Annotated in this window: 25 protein-coding genes; 13 read left to right on the top strand and 12 right to left on the bottom strand. The window is 46.7% G+C overall.

From position 1 onward, the window contains the following. The first annotated feature begins 9 nt into the window (after positions 1-9). Positions 10-459 (top strand): dUTP diphosphatase, encoded by a 450-nt coding sequence (gene dut, locus ICE90_RS09050; RefSeq protein WP_216192099.1) that lies wholly within the window; start codon positions 10-12, stop codon positions 457-459. Positions 460-469: 10 nt separating this feature from the next. On the opposite strand, the gene ICE90_RS09045 is transcribed toward dut, so the two are convergent. From ICE90_RS09045 to clpS, 4 genes are all read right to left on the bottom strand, one after another. After that, complete coding sequence (locus ICE90_RS09045; RefSeq protein WP_255533346.1) at positions 470-1,849, bottom strand: APC family permease; 1,380 nt, start codon at positions 1,847-1,849, stop codon at positions 470-472. 137 nt (positions 1,850-1,986) lie between these two features. Beyond that, complete coding sequence (locus ICE90_RS09040; protein ID WP_072582836.1) at positions 1,987-2,220, bottom strand: hypothetical protein; 234 nt, start codon at positions 2,218-2,220, stop codon at positions 1,987-1,989. Between the two features lie 42 nt (positions 2,221-2,262). Beyond that, positions 2,263-4,569, bottom strand: coding sequence for an ATP-dependent Clp protease ATP-binding subunit ClpA (clpA, locus tag ICE90_RS09035; protein ID WP_215320888.1), 2,307 nt, complete (start codon positions 4,567-4,569; stop codon positions 2,263-2,265). Continuing rightward, positions 4,566-4,922, bottom strand: coding sequence for an ATP-dependent Clp protease adapter ClpS (gene clpS, locus ICE90_RS09030; RefSeq protein ID WP_072582834.1), 357 nt, complete (start codon positions 4,920-4,922; stop codon positions 4,566-4,568). The genes clpA and clpS overlap by 4 nt, the downstream gene beginning before the upstream one ends. Before the next feature lie 276 nt (positions 4,923-5,198). On the opposite strand from clpS, the gene ICE90_RS09025 reads away from it, so the two are divergent. Both ICE90_RS09025 and ICE90_RS09020 read left to right on the top strand, forming a co-directional pair. Next, positions 5,199-5,402 (top strand): cold-shock protein, encoded by a 204-nt coding sequence (locus tag ICE90_RS09025; RefSeq protein WP_011903586.1) that lies wholly within the window; start codon positions 5,199-5,201, stop codon positions 5,400-5,402. Positions 5,403-5,486: 84 nt separating this feature from the next. Further along, the gene (locus ICE90_RS09020; RefSeq protein WP_216192098.1) at positions 5,487-5,951 is read left to right on the top strand and encodes a DUF192 domain-containing protein; all 465 of its coding nucleotides are present in this window, start codon (positions 5,487-5,489) and stop codon (positions 5,949-5,951) included. Positions 5,952-6,034: 83 nt separating this feature from the next. Here ICE90_RS09020 and ICE90_RS09015 read toward each other — a convergent pair whose 3' ends face one another. The 4 genes from ICE90_RS09015 to ICE90_RS09000 all read right to left on the bottom strand — a co-directional run bounded on the left by ICE90_RS09015 (position 6,035) and on the right by ICE90_RS09000 (position 8,832). After that, positions 6,035-6,340 carry a pyrimidine/purine nucleoside phosphorylase gene (locus ICE90_RS09015; RefSeq protein ID WP_216155113.1) on the bottom strand — a complete coding sequence of 102 codons (306 nt, stop codon included), beginning with the start codon at positions 6,338-6,340 and terminating at the stop codon, positions 6,035-6,037. Positions 6,341-6,393: 53 nt separating this feature from the next. Continuing rightward, the gene (locus ICE90_RS09010) at positions 6,394-7,626 is read right to left on the bottom strand and encodes an argininosuccinate synthase (protein WP_216192096.1); all 1,233 of its coding nucleotides are present in this window, start codon (positions 7,624-7,626) and stop codon (positions 6,394-6,396) included. Between the two features lie 79 nt (positions 7,627-7,705). After that, entirely contained in the window at positions 7,706-8,653 is a 948-nt protein-coding gene (gene argF, locus ICE90_RS09005) for an ornithine carbamoyltransferase (protein WP_215322353.1), read from the bottom strand. A 41-nt stretch (positions 8,654-8,694) separates the two neighbouring features. Continuing rightward, a complete protein-coding gene (locus ICE90_RS09000) occupies positions 8,695-8,832 on the bottom strand; it encodes a hypothetical protein (RefSeq protein WP_216192189.1) in 138 nt (45 codons plus the stop codon). Here ICE90_RS09000 and ICE90_RS08995 point away from each other — a divergent pair. Next, a complete protein-coding gene (locus ICE90_RS08995; protein ID WP_215320896.1) occupies positions 8,806-9,120 on the top strand; it encodes a DUF3579 domain-containing protein in 315 nt (104 codons plus the stop codon). The two genes, ICE90_RS09000 and ICE90_RS08995, sit on opposite strands and share 27 nt — an antisense overlap. A 73-nt stretch (positions 9,121-9,193) precedes the next feature. Here the strand turns inward: ICE90_RS08995 and rpsT are convergent, their stop codons facing one another. Next, positions 9,194-9,460 carry a 30S ribosomal protein S20 gene (gene rpsT / locus ICE90_RS08990; protein WP_071466054.1) on the bottom strand — a complete coding sequence of 89 codons (267 nt, stop codon included), beginning with the start codon at positions 9,458-9,460 and terminating at the stop codon, positions 9,194-9,196. Positions 9,461-9,611: 151 nt separating this feature from the next. Between rpsT and murJ the strand changes: the two genes are divergently transcribed. Together murJ and ICE90_RS08980 are read left to right on the top strand one after the other, a co-directional pair. Next, positions 9,612-11,165, top strand: a complete 1,554-nt coding sequence (gene murJ / locus ICE90_RS08985) for a murein biosynthesis integral membrane protein MurJ (protein ID WP_216155115.1) — start codon at positions 9,612-9,614, stop codon at positions 11,163-11,165. A 5-nt stretch (positions 11,166-11,170) separates the two neighbouring features. After that, on the top strand, positions 11,171-12,013 hold the full coding sequence (locus ICE90_RS08980) for a SirB1 family protein (protein WP_216192094.1): 843 nt from the start codon (positions 11,171-11,173) through the stop codon (positions 12,011-12,013). Positions 12,014-12,058: 45 nt separating this feature from the next. Here ICE90_RS08980 and ICE90_RS08975 read toward each other — a convergent pair whose 3' ends face one another. Then, entirely contained in the window at positions 12,059-12,703 is a 645-nt protein-coding gene (locus tag ICE90_RS08975; protein ID WP_216192180.1) for a VTT domain-containing protein, read from the bottom strand. 58 nt (positions 12,704-12,761) lie between these two features. On the opposite strand from ICE90_RS08975, the gene miaA reads away from it, so the two are divergent. Next, positions 12,762-13,769 carry a tRNA (adenosine(37)-N6)-dimethylallyltransferase MiaA gene (miaA, locus tag ICE90_RS08970; protein WP_216192092.1) on the top strand — a complete coding sequence of 336 codons (1,008 nt, stop codon included), beginning with the start codon at positions 12,762-12,764 and terminating at the stop codon, positions 13,767-13,769. A gap of 11 nt (positions 13,770-13,780) precedes the next feature. Here the strand turns inward: miaA and purM are convergent, their stop codons facing one another. Continuing rightward, entirely contained in the window at positions 13,781-14,833 is a 1,053-nt protein-coding gene (gene purM, locus ICE90_RS08965) for a phosphoribosylformylglycinamidine cyclo-ligase (RefSeq protein ID WP_215320904.1), read from the bottom strand. A 72-nt stretch (positions 14,834-14,905) separates the two neighbouring features. Here purM and ICE90_RS08960 point away from each other — a divergent pair, with 72 nt between their 5' ends. The 6 genes from ICE90_RS08960 to panB are packed head-to-tail and all read left to right on the top strand — an operon-like array spanning position 14,906 to position 20,171. Further along, on the top strand, positions 14,906-15,895 hold the full coding sequence (locus ICE90_RS08960; RefSeq protein WP_215320906.1) for an AI-2E family transporter: 990 nt from the start codon (positions 14,906-14,908) through the stop codon (positions 15,893-15,895). Between the two features lie 11 nt (positions 15,896-15,906). Then, positions 15,907-16,662 (top strand): DnaA regulatory inactivator Hda, encoded by a 756-nt coding sequence (gene hda, locus ICE90_RS08955; protein ID WP_216192090.1) that lies wholly within the window; start codon positions 15,907-15,909, stop codon positions 16,660-16,662. Positions 16,663-16,680: 18 nt separating this feature from the next. After that, on the top strand, positions 16,681-17,361 hold the full coding sequence (locus ICE90_RS08950) for an HAD family phosphatase (protein ID WP_215320910.1): 681 nt from the start codon (positions 16,681-16,683) through the stop codon (positions 17,359-17,361). After that, positions 17,358-18,758, top strand: a complete 1,401-nt coding sequence (gene pcnB, locus ICE90_RS08945) for a polynucleotide adenylyltransferase PcnB (RefSeq protein WP_216192088.1) — start codon at positions 17,358-17,360, stop codon at positions 18,756-18,758. Before ICE90_RS08950 ends, pcnB begins: the two co-directional genes overlap by 4 nt. 52 nt (positions 18,759-18,810) lie before the next feature. Further along, on the top strand, positions 18,811-19,338 hold the full coding sequence (gene folK / locus ICE90_RS08940; protein WP_215320914.1) for a 2-amino-4-hydroxy-6-hydroxymethyldihydropteridine diphosphokinase: 528 nt from the start codon (positions 18,811-18,813) through the stop codon (positions 19,336-19,338). Positions 19,339-19,355: 17 nt separating this feature from the next. After that, on the top strand, positions 19,356-20,171 hold the full coding sequence (panB, locus tag ICE90_RS08935; protein ID WP_216192087.1) for a 3-methyl-2-oxobutanoate hydroxymethyltransferase: 816 nt from the start codon (positions 19,356-19,358) through the stop codon (positions 20,169-20,171). A gap of 26 nt (positions 20,172-20,197) precedes the next feature. Here panB and dnaJ read toward each other — a convergent pair whose 3' ends face one another. Beyond that, entirely contained in the window at positions 20,198-21,334 is a 1,137-nt protein-coding gene (gene dnaJ, locus ICE90_RS08930) for a molecular chaperone DnaJ (protein WP_215320918.1), read from the bottom strand. Positions 21,335-21,416: the final 82 nt, after the last annotated feature.

The raw sequence follows: 21,416 nt of genomic DNA, 5'->3' as shown, positions 1-21,416 counted from the left end.
AGGAACATCATGCAATCTCTCCAAGTCAAAATTCTCGATGAACGTATGTGCGATCAGTTGCCAAGCTATGGCACCCCTGGCAGCGCTGGATTAGATCTGCGCGCCTGTATTGACGAAGCGATTGAAATTGCCCCTGGTCAAACAGTGCTTGTGCCTACTGGATTGGCGATCTATGTTGAAGATCCGCGCTATGCGGCCTTTATTCTGCCGCGCTCTGGCTTAGGCCATAAGCACGGCATTGTGCTCGGTAACTTAGTGGGTTTAATTGACTCAGATTATCAAGGCCAGCTAATGGTGAGCACTTGGAATCGCGGCTCCACCACATTCAAGCTCGAGCCGATGGAGCGTTTGGCTCAGTTGGTTGTCATGCCAGTACAACAAGTAGAGCTCAAGGTAGTTGAAGAGTTCACCGAGAGTAGTCGTGGCGCCGGTGGCTTTGGTAGCACAGGACGCGCCTAATTAAAATACTCTAACGAGTAGTAGCGGGCGCTCTTTTGCGACTAAGCGCTAAGGGCAGAAAACCCAGAAGCAAACCTCCAACTCCCATCATGATAGTAAATGCATCAAAAGTGGGGATGCTGTAAATTCCAACGAATACCATGAATGCGCCTGAGAACCCAGGCCATAAAACATATGCCATCGCTGACCCGAAGCCAGCGTTGAGTTTTTTCCTGTAATGCCAAGCACAAGCAAAACCAGTCAAACTCATATAAAAACAAATCTGAAATCCAATTGCCAAAATAGAGCTGGTTAAGATTGCTTTCACTGAAGGCATAAAGGATGAGGAAAAAAGCAACACCACCCCTAAAAACCAAATAACAAAAGTAGCTACCCAAGGGGTCTTATATTGGTCATGCACTTTTGCGTAGACGGGATGCAACATACCATCTCGCGCCATTGCAAACATGCTGCGACTGAACTGCAAAATTTGAGTCTCTATCGTTCCGACCGTGCTAAATATGGTGCAAAAGACTGCAAGATAACTCCAGGGTGCCAGGAATAATTTATTGGCAATTGCAAAAAGGACATTGGTACCAGAGTTGGCAATTTCACGATCAGTTAAGACCATTAAAACCACAACCATCATCAGCACAAAGAAAAGCATCATATTCAGTACCGACCAAAATGCCCCCTTACCTGCAGCCCCATCTGTGTTTTTTTGTCCACCCTTACTCTCCTCGCTTAAGTTCATAGTGACATCCCAGCCCCAGAAGAAAAAGATGGCCGTAAGCGCACCCGTAGCAAATAGTTGCGGAGAAAATGAGAGCGGAGAAATCCATACAAAGGAAGGTGGGTGCGCCGGATTTGACCAGTAACTCATCAGTCCACCAGCAATCAGGACGAATAAAATTACAGACTCAAAAAGAGTGAGCGCGATTTGCATAAAACTGGAATGCTTTATGCCCCGCCCAACTATTAATGAAACCACCGTCAACCAGACGGCAGCTATTGCGGAAATGAGTTGGGTGTTTTCAGCTTGATCGGGAGCGATGAGCAGCAAGGTCGAACTGGCCGCAGGAATGGTTGCTGAAACCATGAAAAAAATAGAGGCAATCAATAAACCCCAGCCAGCAAAGAATCCCCAAGCAGGTCCAAAAACATGGCCCACCCAAGCATAGGCAGCACCAGCATTAGGCTGAATCTTGCTCAAATGAATGAAAGCTAGGGTGATCCCAAACATGATGAGACCGCAATACAAAATGCTCCCTACAGATAAAACACCGACCGAGGCAACAATAGCGGCGCTAGTTACGGCAACACTAAAGGCAGGTGCAGTCCCCGCAATACCCATAATGATTGACTCAAATACGCCTAGTGAATTTTTTGCCAAACCATCGGATGAGCTCATATATAGAAATATTGCTTAAATTGCCTAAAGAAGAGATTCTATTCTTAAATAACCTGAGCGACGAACTTCAGCACATTGCTTGCAAACGAGCAGTAAAAAAGCCACCCGAAGGTGGCTCTTCTTAGATTACAAATTACTTACTTGCGAATATGGGCCTTACGTGCCGCATCTTGTGACATGCCTGCACCAGCGCCTTCACGAGATTCTTTTTCAGCAGTAATTTCTTTACGGCGCTCTTTGCAAGAACCAGCAATCTCCTGCAAAGCCTTACGAGCACGTGCTGCAGAAGCTTTAATACCTTTGCCTTGAAACTTTTCATTCTCAGCTTTGTAGTTTTCAAAAGCTTCTAGTAATTTATCGTGATGAGACATATCTTCCTTTTTTGGGTGGTTTTTATTTAAAAAATTAGCGAATTAAATTTCTTCAGCAGGCGCTACATCAGCCTTAGAACGTTTTCCTGGTAATACTGGAGCATCAAAGTTCAATAGGACTTTGCCATCAGCATCAATATCAACATCCACATGACCGCCTTGAGCTAACTTACCAAACAGTAGCTCATCAGCAAGTGCCTTACGCACAGTATCTTGAATGATGCGCTGCATCGGACGAGCGCCCATTAAAGGGTCGAAGCCATGCTTTGCCAAATGAGCTCGCAAGGCAGGGCTAAAGGTTGCATCCACCTTCTTCTCATGGAGTTGCTCCTCTAACTGCATCAAGAACTTATCAACCACGCGCATGATGATCGACTCATCAAGAGCTTTGAAGGAAACAATGGCATCCAAGCGATTGCGGAACTCTGGCGTAAAGAACTTCTTGATATCAGCCATCTCATCACCAGACTCACGCGCATTGGTAAAGCCAATGGTTGATTTCTGCATTGCCTCAGCGCCGGCATTAGTAGTCATGATGATGATCACGTTACGGAAATCAGTCTTACGGCCATTGTTATCCGTCAAAGTGCCATGATCCATCACCTGCAAGAGAATATTGAAAATATCTGGGTGAGCTTTTTCAATTTCATCAAGCAAGAGCACGCAATGTGGTTTCTTATTTACGGCCTCAGTGAGTAAACCGCCCTGATCAAATCCTACATAACCTGGAGGCGCGCCAATCAAACGACTCACTGCATGACGCTCCATGTACTCGGACATATCAAAACGGAGCAACTCAATGCCTAGAATGTAGGCAAGCTGTTTAGCAACTTCAGTCTTACCAACACCAGTTGGTCCGGAGAACAAGAATGAACCAATAGGACGATCGATCTTGCCTAGACCAGCACGAGTCATTTTGATAGCACTAGCCAAGGCCTCGATTGCAGGATCTTGACCGAAGACCACACTCTTAATGTCACGATCCAGTGTTTGCAACTTACTACGGTCATCGACTGTGACTGATTGTGGCGGTATGCGCGCAATCTTTGCCACAATTTCCTCAATCTCTGGGCGACCAATAGTTTTCTTCTGCTTGGACTTGGGCAAAATACGTTGAGCGGCACCGGCTTCATCGATGACGTCAATCGCCTTATCTGGCAAATGACGATCATTGATATAGCGAGCAGAAAGTTCTGCAGCAGCGACTAGAGCGCCAGCCGCATACTTCACGCTGTGATGCTCTTCAAAGCGAGACTTTAAGCCGCGTAAGATTTGTACTGTTTGATCTACGGTTGGCTCTACAACATCTACCTTCTGGAAACGACGTGATAAAGCTGCATCCTTTTCAAAGATGCCACGGTATTCCGTAAAGGTGGTTGCACCAATACATTTCAGCTGGCCATTAGACAAAGCAGGCTTCAATAAATTGCTTGCATCCAATGTGCCACCAGAAGCTGCGCCTGCTCCAATCAGCGTATGAATCTCATCAATAAATAAAACACCATGAGTGTGATCTTTGAGTGACTTGAGAACACTCTTCAAGCGTTGCTCAAAATCACCACGGTATTTAGTGCCCGCTAAAAGAGCACCCATGTCTAAAGAGTAAACAGTCGCGTTAGCCAAAATATCCGGCACGTCGCCCTTCACAATTCTCCAGGCTAAGCCCTCAGCAATTGCTGTCTTACCTACGCCAGCCTCGCCCACCAATAGCGGATTATTTTTGCGACGACGGCAGAGCACTTGAATCACGCGCTCTACCTCGCTCTCGCGCCCAATTAATGGGTCAATCTTGCCTTGACGGGCCATCACATTGAGGTTCTGGGTGTATTGCTCAAGAGGGCTTTCTTTACCAGAAGATGCAGATTCCTCAGTCTCCTGCGAAGGCTCAACGGGCTTTACATGCTCTGACTGATCTTTACGTACACCATGACTGATGAAGTTCACGACATCTAAACGGGTAACGCCCTGCTGTTGCAAGAAATAAACCGCATGCGAATCCTTTTCACCGAAGATAGCAACTAGCACATTTGCGCCGGTCACCTCTTTCTTGCCATTTGATGTTGACTGCACGTGCATGATGGCGCGTTGAATCACACGCTGAAATCCCAGCGTGGGTTGCGTATCCACCTCATCATTCCCTGGTACTACAGGTGTGTTGTCGTTAATAAAGTTTTTGAGTTGAGCGCGTAGCTCCGCGATATTGACTGCGCATGCCTTTAAGACCTCTACCGCAGTAGCGTTATCTAACAAGGCCGCAAGCAAATGCTCGACCGTAATGAACTCATGTCGCGATGCCCTTGCGTCAACAAACGCCATGTGCAAACTCACTTCTAATTCTTGGGCAATCATGCTTCCTCCATAGTGCACTGTAGTGGGTGACCCGCTTCACGGGAGAGTTCGATAACTTGATGCACTTTCGTAGCGGCAACATCGCGGGTAAATACTCCGCAAACACCCTTGCCAACTAAATGTACTTGCAACATGATGCGTGTAGCTGTTTCATGATCCTTATTAAAATACTCCTGAATCACCATCACAACAAATTCCATTGGCGTGTAATCGTCATTCATTAATAAAACTTTATACATCGAAGGCGCCTTAACTTGCTCAATTTGCTTCTCGAGCAGAAGGGTATCTTCAACGTACGGATTGCTGGGGTTGCCAGTGGTGGGATTTTTGGGAGCGCGACTCATGAGAAACATTCTAAACACAGATATCCAAACTTTAATTTACAGGGGTCATGTTGCGAAAAACACGCAAAAACCCCTCTTAAACCCATATTGGGGCATTTTTCGATAAAAAAAGGGGTAATTACTAGGGGGTAGGGGCATATAACTCCTTGACACCCCTCCAAAAAGGGCAAACAATCGGGGGGTAGGCTTCAAGAGAGGTTCTATTTAGGCGTGTTGTGGATTGAGACTGATTAAAAAGTATTTACCCTCATCACGGTTGTTTTAAGTTTATGTAATGGAGTTCGCATGGCGACCGGAATTGTTAAGTGGTTCAATGATGCAAAAGGTTTTGGCTTTATCAAACCTGATGATGGTGAAGAAGAGTTGTTCGCGCATTTCAGCGCAATTACTATGCCTGGGTTCAAAACCCTCAAGGAAAACCAAAAGGTAACGTTTGACATTACCCAAGGCCCTAAAGGCAAGCAAGCTACCAATATCCAAGCGGCTTAATAGTCCTTAGATCATTATTAAAAACCCAGGATTCGTTCCTGGGTTTTTTTTCGTCTGCAATTTGTCTCACTTAAAATACAAAGCATGTCTATATCAATCTCCAGTACCTCACAATCATTGCGCCAAGTATTTTCTACTGCGCTCTTTCTTTACTCCACCCTAACGCTCGCCCAGGTTAACGTCGGTCTACCCACCATTGAATTAAAGACGGGCATCTACCGTATTCAGGCTGAGCTTGCCGATACACCAAAGGCTAGAGAGGTTGGTCTCATGAACCGCACCAGCATGCCAAGCAATTCTGGAATGTTATTTGTATTCGAACAAAAAGCTGGTCACTGCTTTTGGATGAATAACACTAAGATTCCACTCTCGATTGCGTTCATTGCGGATGATGGCAAGATTGTGAACATTGAAGAGATGCAGGCTGAAACCACCAATAACCACTGCCCTAAAGCAGCTGTGCGCTATGCGTTGGAGATGAATAAGCAGTGGTTCTCTGAGCGTGTGATCGTCCCAGGGACAGTTGTTACGGGTTTGCCGAGAAATTAATTCAACAACACTCAAATCCATTGATGTTGGGCCAATAAAAAACGCAGACCGAGATCTGCGTTTTGCTTGTGGGCACCTTTGATTTATTCAAAATGGCAAACGTAGTGCACTGGTTGCTCAGCACGAATAATGAAGTAACCACCCTTTTCCACTTCCCAGCTTTGACCGGCCTTGAACTCTTGCTCAGGGGCACCATTGATGCTGACGAAAGCACTGCCATCAACCACTTCCATAATCTCGCTAGTGCTTAAGTCAAAACGCAAGGTGCTTGGCAGTACCACACCGACTGACTTACGCACGCCATTAGGCAAGGTCACAGTATGAGAAACACACTTGCCATCAAAAAATACATTGGCCTTCTTGCCTACGGAAACTTGATCAAATTGCATGCTGATTCTTTCTATTCTGTTAGGTTCTAATAGTTTGCTTGTTTTATTGTTTTTTATTTCTTGGCGCGCTTACGTCTAGCTGTTTCGGCAATACGCATACGTAATGCATTGAGCTTAATGAAGCCGCCAGCATCCGCTTGGTTGTATGCGCCACCATCATCATCAAAGGTTGCAATATTTTGATCAAACAAAGTATTGGCAGAGTCACGTGAAATCACAGAGACGGAACCTTTGTAGAGTTTGAGGCGAACTACGCCGTTAACAGCCTGCTGCGTATGGTCAATCAAGGTTTGGAGTGCGAGACGCTCTGGCGCCCACCACAAACCGTTGTAGATCAAGCTTGCATAACGAGGCATCAAATCATCCTTTAAGTGGGCTACTTCACGGTCCAAGGTGATACTTTCGACACCACGATGAGCCTTGAGAAGAATGGTGCCGCCAGGCGTTTCATAACAGCCACGGCTCTTCATGCCAACAAAGCGGTTTTCCACTAAGTCGAGACGGCCAATGCCATGTTTGCCGCCAAGACGATTTAATTCAGCCAATAACTCGTGTGGCTTATAGGCTTTTCCATCAATTGCTACTGGGTCGCCAGCCTTGAATTCGATTTCGATAATTTCTGGGGCATCTGGAGCCTTTTCAGGAGAAACGGTCCAACGCCACATAGACTCTTCTGCCTCTGCGTTTGGATTCTCAAGGTGACGACCTTCATAGCTAATGTGCAAGAGGTTCGCGTCCATTGAGTACGGTGAACCGCCTTGCTTATGCTTCATCTCAACCGGAATGCCATGCTTTTCTGCGTAAGCCATCAACTTCTCACGTGAAAGAAGATCCCATTCACGCCAAGGAGCAATTACCTTGATTCCCGGTTCAAGGGCGTAGTAACCTAATTCAAAGCGAACTTGGTCATTCCCTTTGCCGGTCGCGCCATGCGATACAGAGTCAGCACCAGTTAAGCGAGCAATTTCAATTTGGCGCTTAGCGATTAATGGCCGCGCAATAGAGGTGCCCAATAAATACTCGCCCTCGTAAATCGTATTCGCACGGAACATTGGGAACACAAAGTCACGAACAAACTCTTCGCGCAAGTCATCAATAAAAATGTTTTCAGGCTTGATGCCAAATTGCAAAGCCTTAGCACGTGCTGGTTCCAGCTCTTCGCCCTGACCTAAGTCAGCGGTAAAAGTCACGATCTCGCAGCCATAAGTATCTTGCAGCCACTTCAAGATCACGCTGGTATCTAGACCGCCGGAATATGCTAAGACTACTTTTTTAATATCGGACATATTTTTCTTATTTAATCAAAATTAATGAAAACGAATTACTTATTCTTTGCTAACTATTTTATTGCTGAAGTTTTATTACTTAATCTAAACGACCACAGAGTAAATACTCCATTAGGGCTTTTTGGACATGCAAACGGTTTTCGGCCTCTTCCCAAACAATACTTTGAGGCCCATCAATCACTCCTGCTGAAACTTCTTCACCGCGATGTGCTGGCAAGCAGTGCATAAATAGTGCGTCAGGCTTAGCCAAGGACATCAGCTCTTCATCCACCATCCAGTCTTGGAAAGCATTCATACGTAAAGTATTTTCGTCTTCATAACCCATACTGGTCCAGACGTCGGTACTCACTAGGTCAGCACCTTTGCAGGCTTCTTTAGGATCGGCACAAATCGTCAAATGCTTTACAGCTTGCGGCGATAAACGCGTTGCTTCTAACTGATAACCTTCTGGCGCAGAGAAGCGTAACTGAAAATCTAAACATTCAGCTGCTTGTATCCAGGTGTAGGCCATATTATTGGCATCACCTACCCAAGCTACCGTCTTTCCTTGAATCGGGCCACGGGCCTCTACAAACGTGAAGATATCGGCCAATACTTGGCAAGGGTGAAATTCGTTAGTCAGGCCATTAATTACCGGCACTCGTGAATTAGCAGCAAAGCGCTCAATAATGTCTTGACCAAAGGTGCGAATCATGATGATGTCCGTCATACGTGAAATAACCTGAGCAGCGTCCTCTACAGGCTCGCCACGACCCAACTGAGTATCTCGGGTGTTCAGGTATACCGCATGACCACCAAGCTGATGGATGCCTGCCTCGAAGGAGAGGCGAGTCCGGGTGGAATGCTTCTCAAAAATCATGGCCAAAGTGCGGTCATGCAGTGGATGCCAGGTTTCATAGCTCTTGAATTTGGCCTTAAGCCACGCCGAACGCTTGAGTAAATAGTCGTACTCCTCACGAGTCAGATCAGAAAACTGCAGGTAGTGCTTTACCTTACCGGGCACTTGAGGCTTTGCCAGCGATGTCATAGTTGAGCTTTCTACTAAAGTTTTGGCTTGCATTTTTTTCTTCAAACATTCGGCTGCACGAAAATAAACCCTAAAGCCATCTTACGGCCAACTTGGGCTGTTAAGCTAGAGGACTTAGTAATTCCATTTCTTACAACCATCATTACGCGAACTTGAACCACAAAAAGCTTTTCATTCAAGGCATTACCACTTCTGGCAAACCATTTCGGCCCAGCGATTGGGCGGAGCGTCTGTGCGGGGTGATGGCTACTTTTCGCCCCCCGGGTGACTCCGGGGACCCTCGCTTCACTTATTCGCCCTATGTCAGACCAGTGCTTATTGCAAAAGTGAAATGCGTTGTTATTGATACTCGACTGAGGGACCTAGATCCTCGAGCGCTAGACTTTGTCATGAACTTTGCCAAAGACAATAGCCTACCAATCGAAGAGGCGTGTGAGTTCAACCCAACAACCCCAACCCAGCCTTAAAAACAAAAACCCGCTCTGATGAGGAGCGGGCTTAGGTCGAAACTACTTCGACCAGCCTAAAACTAAAACTGTATTACGCTGCCATCGCCTTGATAGCTGCAGACAAACGTGACTTCTGACGAGCTGCAGTGTTTTTGTGAGCAATCTTTTTGTCAGCAATCTTGTCGATTGTTGCTTGGGTTGCCGCGAAAACTTTCGCAGCAGAAGCTTTGTCACCAGTTTCAATCGCTTTACGAACTGCCTTAATGGAAGTGCGGAGCTTTGAACGCAAACTGGAGTTATGTTCGTTTTGTTTTACTGCTTGGCGTGCACGCTTGCGCGCTTGTGCTGTATTGGCCATCTTTAAACCTTGCCTCTATAAAATGCAAAATGCGATTAGTTAAAAATCTTGCGGACTTGCCAAAATCATAAGCAAGCTCGCCAAAACCCAAGATTTTACCTTAAAGGGGCAAAAAAGCCCAGCCGACCGATAAATAGGTGAAAATCGCCTCATGAATCTGCTTTCTGCCGCTGCCAAGGTCAGCTCCCTAACCATGCTGTCCCGTATTACGGGCCTGCTCCGGGAGACCCTCATTGCCCGTAGTTTTGGGGCCTCCGAGTGGACAGATGCCTTTAATGTTGCTTTTAGGCTACCCAATTTGCTACGTCGGCTATTTGCCGAAGGGGCCTTTTCTCAAGCTTTTGTGCCGATTTTGGGCGAAATTGCCACAAACGAAGACCAAACTAAGGCCAAAATCCTCATAAATGCGGTCGCCACGCTCTTATTTTGGGCTTTGCTGCTCACGGTACTGCTAGGAGTCATTGGTGCCCCAGTGCTCATTCTGGTGATTGCTACCGGGTTTAAAGGTGGTCCAGCCTATGACGCCAGCGTCGTTATGACCCAAATCATGTTCCCCTATATTGGACTGATTTCTATGGTCTCTCTCTCAGCAGGGATCTTGAACACTTATCACCGCTTTGCAATTCCGGCATTTACGCCTGTCTTGCTCAACCTTGCTTTAATCGGTAGCGCCATCTTTTTGGCTCCCCACTTAGAGCAGCCAATTTATGCCTTAAGTATTGGTGTTTTGCTTGGCGGAATACTCCAGCTTGCCCTTCAAGTTCCAACGCTTGCTCGACTCGGCCTATTGCCTCGTATTGGCTTGTTACCTGGCGCCATTAAATCAGCCGTCACCAACCCGGAAGCTAGGCGCGTCATGAAATTAATGGGCCCAGCAGTTTTTGCAGTCTCTGTTGCGCAAATCTCTCTGATCATTAATACGAATATTGCTTCGCGTCTGCAGGCAGGAAGTGTGTCATGGTTATCTTACGCAGATCGCTTGATGGAATTTCCAACAGCATTACTGGGTGTTGCCTTGGGAACCGTTCTTTTACCAAGTCTCAGTAAGGCCAACGCCAAAAATGATTTAGTACATGCTGGTGAGTTACTCATCTGGGGATTGCAACTCACCTTCCTGCTAGCTGCACCTTGCGCAATTGCACTCTTTATCTTTGGCGAGCCTTTAGCGGCGGTCTTGTATCACTACGGCAAATTCAGTGCGCTTGATGTCTTGATGACGCAACGTGCATTAGCGGCTTATGGAGTTGGCCTCATTGGTTTGATTCTGGTGAAAATTTTGGCGCCTGGATTTTATTCACGTCAAGATATCCGCACACCCGTGAAGATTGGGCTACTCGTTTTAGTAGCCACTCAGTTAGCCAATCTAGTATTCGTACCTTGGCTTGGTCATGCTGGCCTTGCCCTTTCAGTTGGCACTGGTGCTTGTCTGAATGCCGCCTTGCTCTGGGTTGGACTGCATCGACGCGGAGCCCTGCCGAATTCAGGCTGGATCAAGTATCTCGGTCAGCTATTTCTAGCGCTCATCCCCTTCGCAGCAGTGCTTTTTTATGCTGCTGGCACACACAATTGGATTGCCCTCCAAACTGAGCCATGGCTGCGCATTGGCTTGGTGGGAACATGGCTAGGTCTTGCCGCCATTGTTTACTTCGCATCCCTGGGCTTGGTTGGAATTCGCTGGCAAAAATTCTTGCGTCATGCAAAATAGCCAGTATGCCAACACAACAACTCGACTATTTCACCTCCCTAGTTGCTGAAGACGAACATCTGCCACTAACGGAAGCAGCAATTGCTGTCGCACAGCACGCCTATCCTGATCTTGATGTTCAAGGGGTACTCGATCAAATTGATGAGATGGGTAACAAACTCAAAACTCGCATCACGCCGGATACCTCACCCGTTCAGCGCTTACAAATTTTGAAGCATTTCTTTTATACCGAGTTGGGTTTTGGCCCAAATCCAAATGATTTTTATGCTCCCGAGAATTCGTACTTGCATTACATTCTCGAAAATCGCAGAGGGATCCCCATCTCATTAGCGATTTTGATGATGGAATTAGGCAATCAAATTGGTTTGAAAATTCGGGGGGTTTCATTTCCAAATCACTTCATGATGCGCATCTCTTTGCAGCAGGGTGAAGTCATCATGGATCCCTTGACTGGTGAATCGTTATCAAAGACTCAGTTACAAGAAATGCTCGATCCCTACTTAGACGCTAAAGGCTATCGGGGTGACTTGAGTCTGCCGCTCAATATATTCCTGCGCGCCTCTAGTTCGAGAGAGATTCTGTCGCGCTTTCTAAGAAATCTCAAAATGATTTACTCGGAACATGAGCGCTGGGAGCGTTTACTAGGCATTCAAGAGCGCTTGGTGATCCTGTTACCAGACTCTATTGAAGAGATTCGGGACAGAGGTTTGATCTTTGCGCAACTAGAGTACTTGCGTCCCGCATTGGCGGATATGCATCGCTATCTCAGCGAAGTTCCAGAAGCTGAAGATGCCAGCGATATCCGTGAGCATATTGCTACGCTTGAAAGTCAAACCAAGCTGCACTAAAGCCGATTGGGCGTTAGTGTTAGTGCTTTGGTTTTTAAACCTCTGTTAGTTTTTATTGCGCTGAAAAATTTTATAGCCTGCTGCAAATAACACTGGCACAGCAGCTGCACCCACGCCAACCAGCACGATCACATTGAGGTTCTGACGGATAACGGGAATATTGCCAAAGAAATAGCCAGCAACTACCAACCCAAAGACCCACAACGCCGCACCAGTGATATTGAATAACTGGAAGCGTGAGAAGTTCATCTCGGATACGCCGGCAATAAAAGGTGCAAAGGTACGAATAATTGGCAAGAAGCGGGCAAGGATGATTGTTTTGCCACCATGCTTTTCATAAAACGCGTGGGTTTTTAATAAAGCGCCTTGATCAATCCAGCGCGATTGACTACTGAACACCCTTTTACCAATCCAACGACCAATGAAGTAGTTCACCGTATTACCCGCGACTGCAGCAATCAATAAACCCATACACAAGGTCCAGATATTGAAATGCTCGGTAGCGCAATAGGCACCTGCAATGAATAAGAGCGAGTCTCCAGGCAAGAAAGGTGCAACCACTAAGCCTGTTTCTGCAAAAACAATAGTAAATAGGAGGCCATAGGCCCAAGGACCGTATTGCTGAATCACCACATCTAGATGTTTATCAATATGCAGCAATAAATCACTGATTTGCAAAAGGGTATCCATCAACTCGCTCTCTAACTTATGGGTTGTTGCGGATATTAACAGGCTCTTATAATCAGGTATGCCAACTGAACCCTACATTCAGCCTATGCATGCTCCTGATGAAGTCTCAACGCTTTGTATTGTTGGGCCCACTGGAGCAGGCAAAACCCATCTCGCCATGTCTTTGGCTGCGTATGCTAAATCCATTGGCCTAACGATTGAACTTATCAGTATGGATTCTGCTTTGGTCTATCGGGGTCTAGATATCGGGAGTGCCAAACCAACTAAGTCAGAACAAGAAGCGGTTATTCATCATCTGATTGACATAATCGATCCTACTGAAGTGTATTCAGCGGCACGTTTTGCTAATGATGCAAAACGTCTTTGCACCGAGATTCGCGCGCGAGGCAATATTCCAGTGGTGGTTGGCGGAACGATGTTGTATTGGCGGGCGTGGGCGCATGGCCTCTCCTCGCTCCCTCCAGCAAATCCTGAAATTCGTGCTCGCTTGGATGAAGAGGGTAAAGCCATTGGCTGGCCAGCAATGCACGACAAGCTTGCCAAGATTGATCCTGAAACTGCAGCACGCTTAAAGCCAAATGATTCTCAGCGAGTGCAGCGCGCTCTAGAAGTTTATGAAATTACTGACAAACCGATGTCTATATTACTGGCCGACTCACCCAGTGAAGATGGCAGAGAAGGCTCAGCGATTCCGTCATGGATTAAGTTAGTTTCACTTGAACCAAGCGATCGTAAGCGATTACATCTGAACTTAGAAAGGCGTTTTGATGAAATGCTTGCCGCTGGATTTATGGATGAAGTCAAAACTCTGCGTACCAATACTGGATTGCATGCGGATCTTCCAGCGATACGTTCGGTTGGTTATCGCCAAGCTTGGGAGTTTCTCAATGGTGAAATTGATGCTGAAGAAATGCGCTACAAAGCATTGGCAGCCACGCGCCAACTTGGTAAGCGTCAACTGACTTGGCTGCGTGCAATAGATGGAAGAAGCACATTTGACCCCTTCAACCCGGAAGAACTGAAGGCGGCATTAGATTACTGCAAAAGCAATCTCATCCAAAAATAAAAATAGATCGTTTAGATAACGATGGTTTGTGGCGCATCTTTTGGACGCTCCACCACCTCACCAACTGTCCAAGCCTTAAGACCTTGCGCAGTTAATGATTTGATTGCTGTATCTACTTGATCAGGCGCAACAATCACAACCATACCGATGCCGCAGTTAAATACGCGCACCATTTCTGCATCAGCAACGCCGCCCTTCATTTGCAACCAGCGGAAAAGGTCTGGCATTTGCCAGCTATCGCGATGTAAAACAGCTTGAGTATTTTCTGGAAGTACACGTGGCACGTTATCCACCAAACCACCGCCAGTGATATGCGCCATTCCTTTTACATTAATTTCAGCAATCAATTTGAGAAGTGGCTTCACATAAATCTCAGTTGGCGCCATCACGACATCACCCAATGGACGACCACCTAAATCATCCGTTGGCTTTGCACCAGCACGCTCAATAATCTTACGGACTAATGAGTAGCCATTTGAATGCGCGCCACTAGAGCCAATTGCTAATACCGCATCACCAGGAACAATGGTTGCGCCAGTAATGATTTTGGATTTTTCAACTGCACCCACTGCAAATCCAGCTAAGTCATATTCACCTGGAGGGTACATGCCTGGCATTTCTGCAGTTTCGCCACCGATTAATGCGCAGCCAGATAATTCACAACCCTTGGCAATACCACCAACAACCGTAGCCGCTGTATCGACAGTCAACTTGCCGCACGCAAAGTAGTCCAAGAAGAAAAGGGGCTCTGCACCCTGAACTAGGATGTCATTAACGCTCATAGCCACTAAGTCTTGACCAATGGTTTCATGACGATTCCACTCAAAAGCAAGCCTTAGCTTGGTACCAACGCCATCGGTACCAGATACCAAAACTGGCTCTTTAAAGCGCTTAGGCACCTCAAAAAGGGCTCCAAAGCCACCAATTCCAGCCAAAACACCCTCGCGCATGGTTTTCTTGGCAAGCGGCTTAATGCGGTCAACCAAGGCATCCCCAGCATCAATATCGACACCAGCGTCACGGTAGGAAAGGCCTTTTGAGGAAGAATTAGTAGATGAGGTCATGTCAGCGCTGGAATATTAGTAAAAAATGCTACTAGGTCAGTAGAATCATTGAATTCTAGAGGATTACTCGTCATGGCTGAAATTTTTACCCCTTTTCTGGCTGCATTCATCCTTGCCTACATCCTGAGGCCTGCTTTTCTATGGCTGGAAAGAAGGCGCTTAGCCGCATCTTTGGCCGCAGCCCTCACCGTAGTTCTGGGTCTGACAGTCGTAATTGCGATTGTGAGCCTATTTATTGGCCTCCTCAAAACAGAAATTCCCCTAATAAAAGCCCAGCTACCAACATGGATAGCAAATACGCAAGCATGGCTAGGCCCAAAATTAGCTGATTTTCATATTGATGTTGATTGGGGCAGCCTAAAAAGCACCGCCTCTCAAAAAATTTCGGAACACATTAGCGACAATGCTGACTCTCTGATGAGTACTACGATAGATACCGTACTCATGTCGGGTAGCTCAGTAATTACTGGCTTTGTAAATTCCGTATTAATTCTATTTGTGATGTTTTATTTATTGATCGATTGGAATCAATTTTTTCAGTACGTCAAAAATTTAGTGCCTAAGCGCGCCCAAGAAACCGTACATCATCTTGCAATGCATACCGATGGACTGCTCTCGCAGTATCTCAATGGCATGGTGATTGTTGTCTCCATCATGTCCGCTTTTTATAGTATTAGCTTAAGTTTAATCGGCATTAGAGGTGCCGTTGCCTTGGGTGTATTTACAGCATTAATGATTGTGATTCCCTATATTGGTATCGCACTAGGATTCACGCTTGCTATAGTTTCGGCCCTTCTTCAATTTGGTCCGGGCTCAGAAATCATCGGCGTACTGGTCATCTATGGAATTGGGCAATTTTTAGAAGGCTTCTTCTTGACGCCCCGCCTAGTGGGCGAGCGTATTGGCTTGCATCCCGTTGCCGTTCTGTTTGCCTTGCTTTTTTTTGGCAAGCTATTTGGCTTCTTTGGTGTATTACTCGCCCTGCCAATTAGTGCGGTCAGCTTAGTCTTGGTCCAGTACTTATGGTCTATTTATACGCAAAGCTCTTGGTATCAAAAATAAATTTGGTAGTAATGAATACACCCCCGCTTCCAAAACAATTTGCGCTAGACATTAGCCACTCACCCATAGCTAGTTTAGAAAACTATCTTCCCGGGAAAGATCTCGCCTTAATTTCTGCTCTGCAAAATATTGAAAAATCTTGGGGCAAGGTCAGCGCTCCAAGCTCTGATAACCCACTCAATCAACGTTGGATTTATTGGTGGGGGCCAGAGGGTTCAGGTCGCACCCACCTACTCAACGCCATTGAAAATGCAGCCAAGCGTGCTGGTTTGTTATACATTACCCTCGCTCCCCTCGAGCCTACTGCTTGGGTTCGCTTAGAAGAAAAGATGAATGTAATGACTGAAAGTGATACCCCCTCAGTCATTACCGTTGATGATGTTGACCAGCTAGATGATCGTCTTGTTGGCTCCCTATTTCGGATCCTGAATGGCGTACAAGCAAGCAAAGCGATTCATATTTTTATGGCCGGAAACGCGGCTCCAGCCAATCTCAAGCTTCGAGAAGACCTGCGAACCCGTCTGGGCTGGGGCTTGATCTTTCAAACGCAGCTTTTGGATGATGATGAGAAAATACAAGCACTAGAGGAAGCAGCCAAAGAGCGAGGGCTTGTTTTATCCCCCGATGTGTTGCCTTGGCTGTTAAGTCGTTTTTATCGAGATATGCCCAGCCTGATGGCATTGATGGATGCTTTAGACGCTTACTCCCTTGAAACAAAACGTGCTGTAACCTTACCCCTTGTTCGCGAGCTCTTGCAGCCCAAATAATTTATTAAATATCAATTCGTGACTCAGCTAGCCCTTTTCGATTTAGACCACACCCTTTTGCCTTGCGACAGCGATTACGAATGGGGCCAATTTTTGGCTCGCATTGGTGCTGTAGACAGCGAATACTATGCACGACAAAACGAACGCTTTTATCAAGACTACAAAGAAGGCAAGCTAGATATTCATGAGTTTTTGCGTTTTGCCCTTAAGCCACTCTCAGAACATTCTCGCGCGCAACTCAAAGAGTGGCACGACGCGTTTATGAAAGAAGTTATTAACGGTCAACTCCGACAACAAGCAATCGATCTAGTAAAACGCCACCAGGATGCTGGCGACCTTTGCTGCGTGATTACTGCCACTAACAGCTTTGTGACACGCCCTATCGTCGAAAGCTTTGGCATCGAGCATCTGATTGCAACGGAGCCTGCTACTGCAGATAATCATCCATTGGCTAACTACACTGGTGAAGTCAAAGGCATTCCCAATTTCCGCGAAGGCAAAATTCAAAATCTACACGACTGGTTAGCATCGCAAAAACTGTCTTTAGATACTTTGCCTTATAGTTATTTTTATTCCGACTCGATGAACGATCTTCCTTTACTCGAAAAAGTCAGTCATCCAGTTGCCACCAATCCAGATGATCGTCTTCGCAACGAAGCTAAGCAGCGCAACTGGCCCATTCTTGAATTGTTTGCATGATCACTAAATTTATTAAACGTATTTTGCGGCGTGACCCGATGGTCAAGCATACACAGGCCAACAATACCGGCGCCCCAAAGCGTATCCCTAAAAAAGCACATCGAATTGATCCGCATTTGCTTTCTAAGAACGCAGTTAAGGTAACGCACACATTACAACAAGCAGGTTATGAGGCATTTATTGTCGGCGGCGCAGTCAGAGATCTTGCTCTTGGTATCAGCCCAAAAGATTTTGACGTGGCAACCAATGCAACACCAGATCAAGTGCAAAGACTTTTTCGCAAAGCGCGCCTAATTGGTCGCCGCTTTCAAATAGTGCACGTAACTTTTTTTGGTAAAGGCCATCCTGAAATCATCGAGGTATCAACCTTCAGAGCCTTATTAGATAACGCCGGAGATCACGTAGCTGAAAGCGGCCGAATTCTGCGCGATAACGTATGGGGTTCGCAAGGTGAGGATGCTGCAAGACGTGACTTCACAATCAATGCGATGTATTACGACCCTTCATCAGAAACTGTGCTCGATTATCACGGCGGGATGGCCGACATGCAAAAGAAAACTTTGCGCATGATTGGTGACCCAGCAAAGCGCTATCGCGAAGATCCGGTCCGCATGCTCCGCGCAGTTCGCTTCGCAGCCAAGACTGGCTTTACATTAGATGGTGCTACACGCGCGCCCATAGCTAAGCTAGGCAAATTATTAAACGACGTCCCCTCTGCGAGACTTTTTGATGAAATTTTGAAGCTCTTGATGTCTGGCTATTCCTGGGCAGCAATTCAAGGCCTCAAAGATGCGGGATTGCATCATGGCCTGCTCCCGCTCCTAGACCATATTCTGGATACAGGCGCAGACTCTAAGGGGGCCAATGATTTTGTAAAGCTAGCTTTGGCCAATACTGACGAACGCATTCAATCCGGTAAAAGCGTTTCTGCTGGATTTTTATTTGCCACCCTGCTCTGGCCTGATCTACTAAAGAATTGGAAAGCCAACTCTGCTAAAGGGATGGCTAATATTCCTGCCTTGCATGATGCGATGGACGACACCATTGCCACTCAAAGTAGCGGTATGACGATTCAACGACGCTTCGAAAGCGATATGCGCGAAATTTGGTCGATGCAGCCTCGCTTTGAGAGACGCGTGGGGCGCTACCCTTATCGCCTCATCGAATCCCCACGTTTTAGAGCGGGTTATGACTTTATGTTGCTCCGCTGCGCTACAGGCGAATTAAACCCAGCAATCGGGCAATGGTGGACAGACTTCATTGCAACCGACGTCACAGGGCAAGATGAGCTAATGGCTAGCGTCAAAAATGAATCCGGCAACAGTCCAAGCCCTGCCAAAAGACGACGCCGCAGAAAGCCAAAAGCGGCAGTGCCCCCAGAGAGTGCAGCAAGCTAAGCAGACTTAGAGAAATTTCAGTAAAGTAGTTTCATCTCTAGTTTGGAAACCTATGGCACGGGCATATATCGGATTTGGCGGCAACATCGGTGACACGCGTCAGCTTATTACTGATGCCATTGTTTGCTTGGCATTGCGGTCCGAACTGCAAATCTTGGCAAAAAGCTGTTTTTATCAAAGCGCGCCTGTTGAGGCTACAGGCGGTGACTACATTAATGCCGTCATTGAAGTCGAAACCGAGTTAAGCCCCTACGGCTTATTACATGTTTGCCAAACCATTGAACAAGAGTTTGGTCGTGAGCGCCCCTATGCAAATGCCCCTCGCACTCTTGACCTAGACATCCTTTCTTTTGAAGGGGTTACTCAAAGCGAAACAGAATTGATGCTGCCGCACCCTAGAATTATCGAGCGCTCATTTGTGCTCTTACCCCTTCTAGAAATCGCTCCCGATATCTTTTTACCCAACTGGGGTGAGCTGAAGACCTACTTGCCCAATGTGGCACACCAAAGAATTGAAAAACTACCCTGCAGGAACTGTAATTGCGGGGAAAAAGACGTTTATAGCCAAACAGCGCATTAATTCATTAAACTCTCGCCATGGGTTACTTACAAGGCGATAAGCCAATCACAATTACTAAGCTCCTCGCAATGCATGCTGAGGGTGAAAAAATTGCCATGCTCACAGCATACGACTCAACTATGTCAGCCCTTCTCAATCGCTGCGCTGTTGAAACGATCTTGATTGGTGACTCTCTTGGGAATGTCGTTCAAGGACACTCCAGCACTACGCCAGTGACCATTAAACAAATGGCGTATCACACCGAATGTGTAGCCCGTGCTAATACCCATGCATTTATCATTGCCGATTTACCCTTTGCTAGTTATGGCGATCCTATTCAAGCTTTAGATTCAGCGGCAACACTCATGCGTGCAGGTGCCGATATGGTGAAGTTGGAAGGCGGCGATTGGCAAGTAGACATCATTCGATATTTGGTTGAACGCAGTGTTCCTGTTTGTGCTCACTTAGGATTACTACCTCAATCAGTTCATGTCTTGGGCGGCTACAAAGTGCAGGGCAAATCTAAAGATGCGGCCAGCGTCATGCTTGAGCAAGCACTTGCCTGCCAAGAAGCTGGGGCGCAAATGGTAGTGTTGGAAGCAATTCCCTCTTCATTGGGTAAAAAGATTACTGCCGAGCTTCATATTCCCACTATCGGAATTGGTGCTGGTCCAGATTGCTCCGGTCAGGTATTGGTTCTACAGGATATGTTGGGCATCAGCCCAGGTAAGCCACCGAAGTTTGTCAAAAACTTTATGGATGGTCATCACTCCGTTGAAGCCGCCATCAAGGCTTATGTGCGCGAAGTGAAGTCCGGGAAGTTCCCCGGACCCGAGCATGGCTTCGCTGGCTAATTGCCAGCTTGCCTGCCCACTAGTTACTAGCTAAAGAAACTCTTTACACCATCAAACCAACCCTTTTGTTGGGGGCTATGTTTGTCGCCAGCAGATTTGAGACTGTCATCAAACTGCTGCAACAATTTCTTTTGCTCATCAGTGAGCTTCACCGGCGTCTCTACCAGAACGTGAACAAAAAGATCGCCCACCATGGTTGAGCGCAATCCTTTGATGCCTTTATTACGCAAGCGGAAAGTCTTACCAGTCTGAGTTCCCTCAGGAATTGGAAACTCGACGCGCCCAGAGAGTGTTGGCACTTCGATTTCACCACCGATTGTGGCTGTCGCAAAAGAGATTGGCATTTGCACGTGCAAATCACTGCCATCACGCTCAAAGACTTTATGCGGCTTAACACGTACCTCTACATAAAGATCGCCGGAGGGTCCACCATTGACACCTGGTTCACCGTTACCCACTGAGCGGACACGCATCCCATCGTCAATGCCTGCCGGTATTTTGATCTCAAGTGTTTTTTGTTCTTTGTGTTTTCCACTGCCGTGGCAAGTTTTGCATGGCTTAGGAATGTACTCGCCAGTGCCGCGGCACTTAGGGCAAGTTTGCTGCATGGAGAAGAAACCTTGTTGTACGCGTACCTGACCATGACCATTACAGGTTGTGCATGTCTCAGCCTTGGATCCCGGCTCTGCGCCGGTGCCATGACAGGGTTTGCAATTACTCCAACTAGGTACACGAATTTGAGTTGTATAACCTTCGGCAGCCTGCTCAAGCGTAATGTCCATGTTGTAGCGTAAATCTGCGCCTTTATAGACTTGAGGGCCAGAATGACGGCCGCCGCCTTGACCGAAGATATCCCCAAAGATATCCCCAAACGCATCAGAAAATCCACCGCCGCCGAAACCGCCGCCGCCAAATCCGCCACCCATAGATGGATCTACGCCAGCATGACCATATTGGTCGTAAGCTGCGCGCTTATTGGGGTCAGTTAAGGTTTCGTAAGCTTCTTTAACTTCTTTAAATTGGGCTTCAGCCGTTTTGCTATCGGGATTGCGATCAGGGTGATGTTTCATCGCCATCTTGCGATAAGCCTTTTTCAGCTCATCGTCACTGGCACCTTTAGCTACACCAAGCACTTCATAAAAATCGCGTTTACTTTTAGGCACGGCCTATTCCTCTCAACAACCTGAATGACACAAGTCGGCACGAGGCCGACTTGTTATTTAAGTACATCAAAACTACGTTAAT

Origin of the sequence: Polynucleobacter sp. AP-RePozz3-80-G7 (genome assembly GCF_018882145.1) — a bacterium.
Taxonomy (GTDB): domain Bacteria; phylum Pseudomonadota; class Gammaproteobacteria; order Burkholderiales; family Burkholderiaceae; genus Polynucleobacter.
Note: the sequence above shows the minus strand (reverse complement) of the source record. Positions and strands in the feature narration are given on the sequence as shown.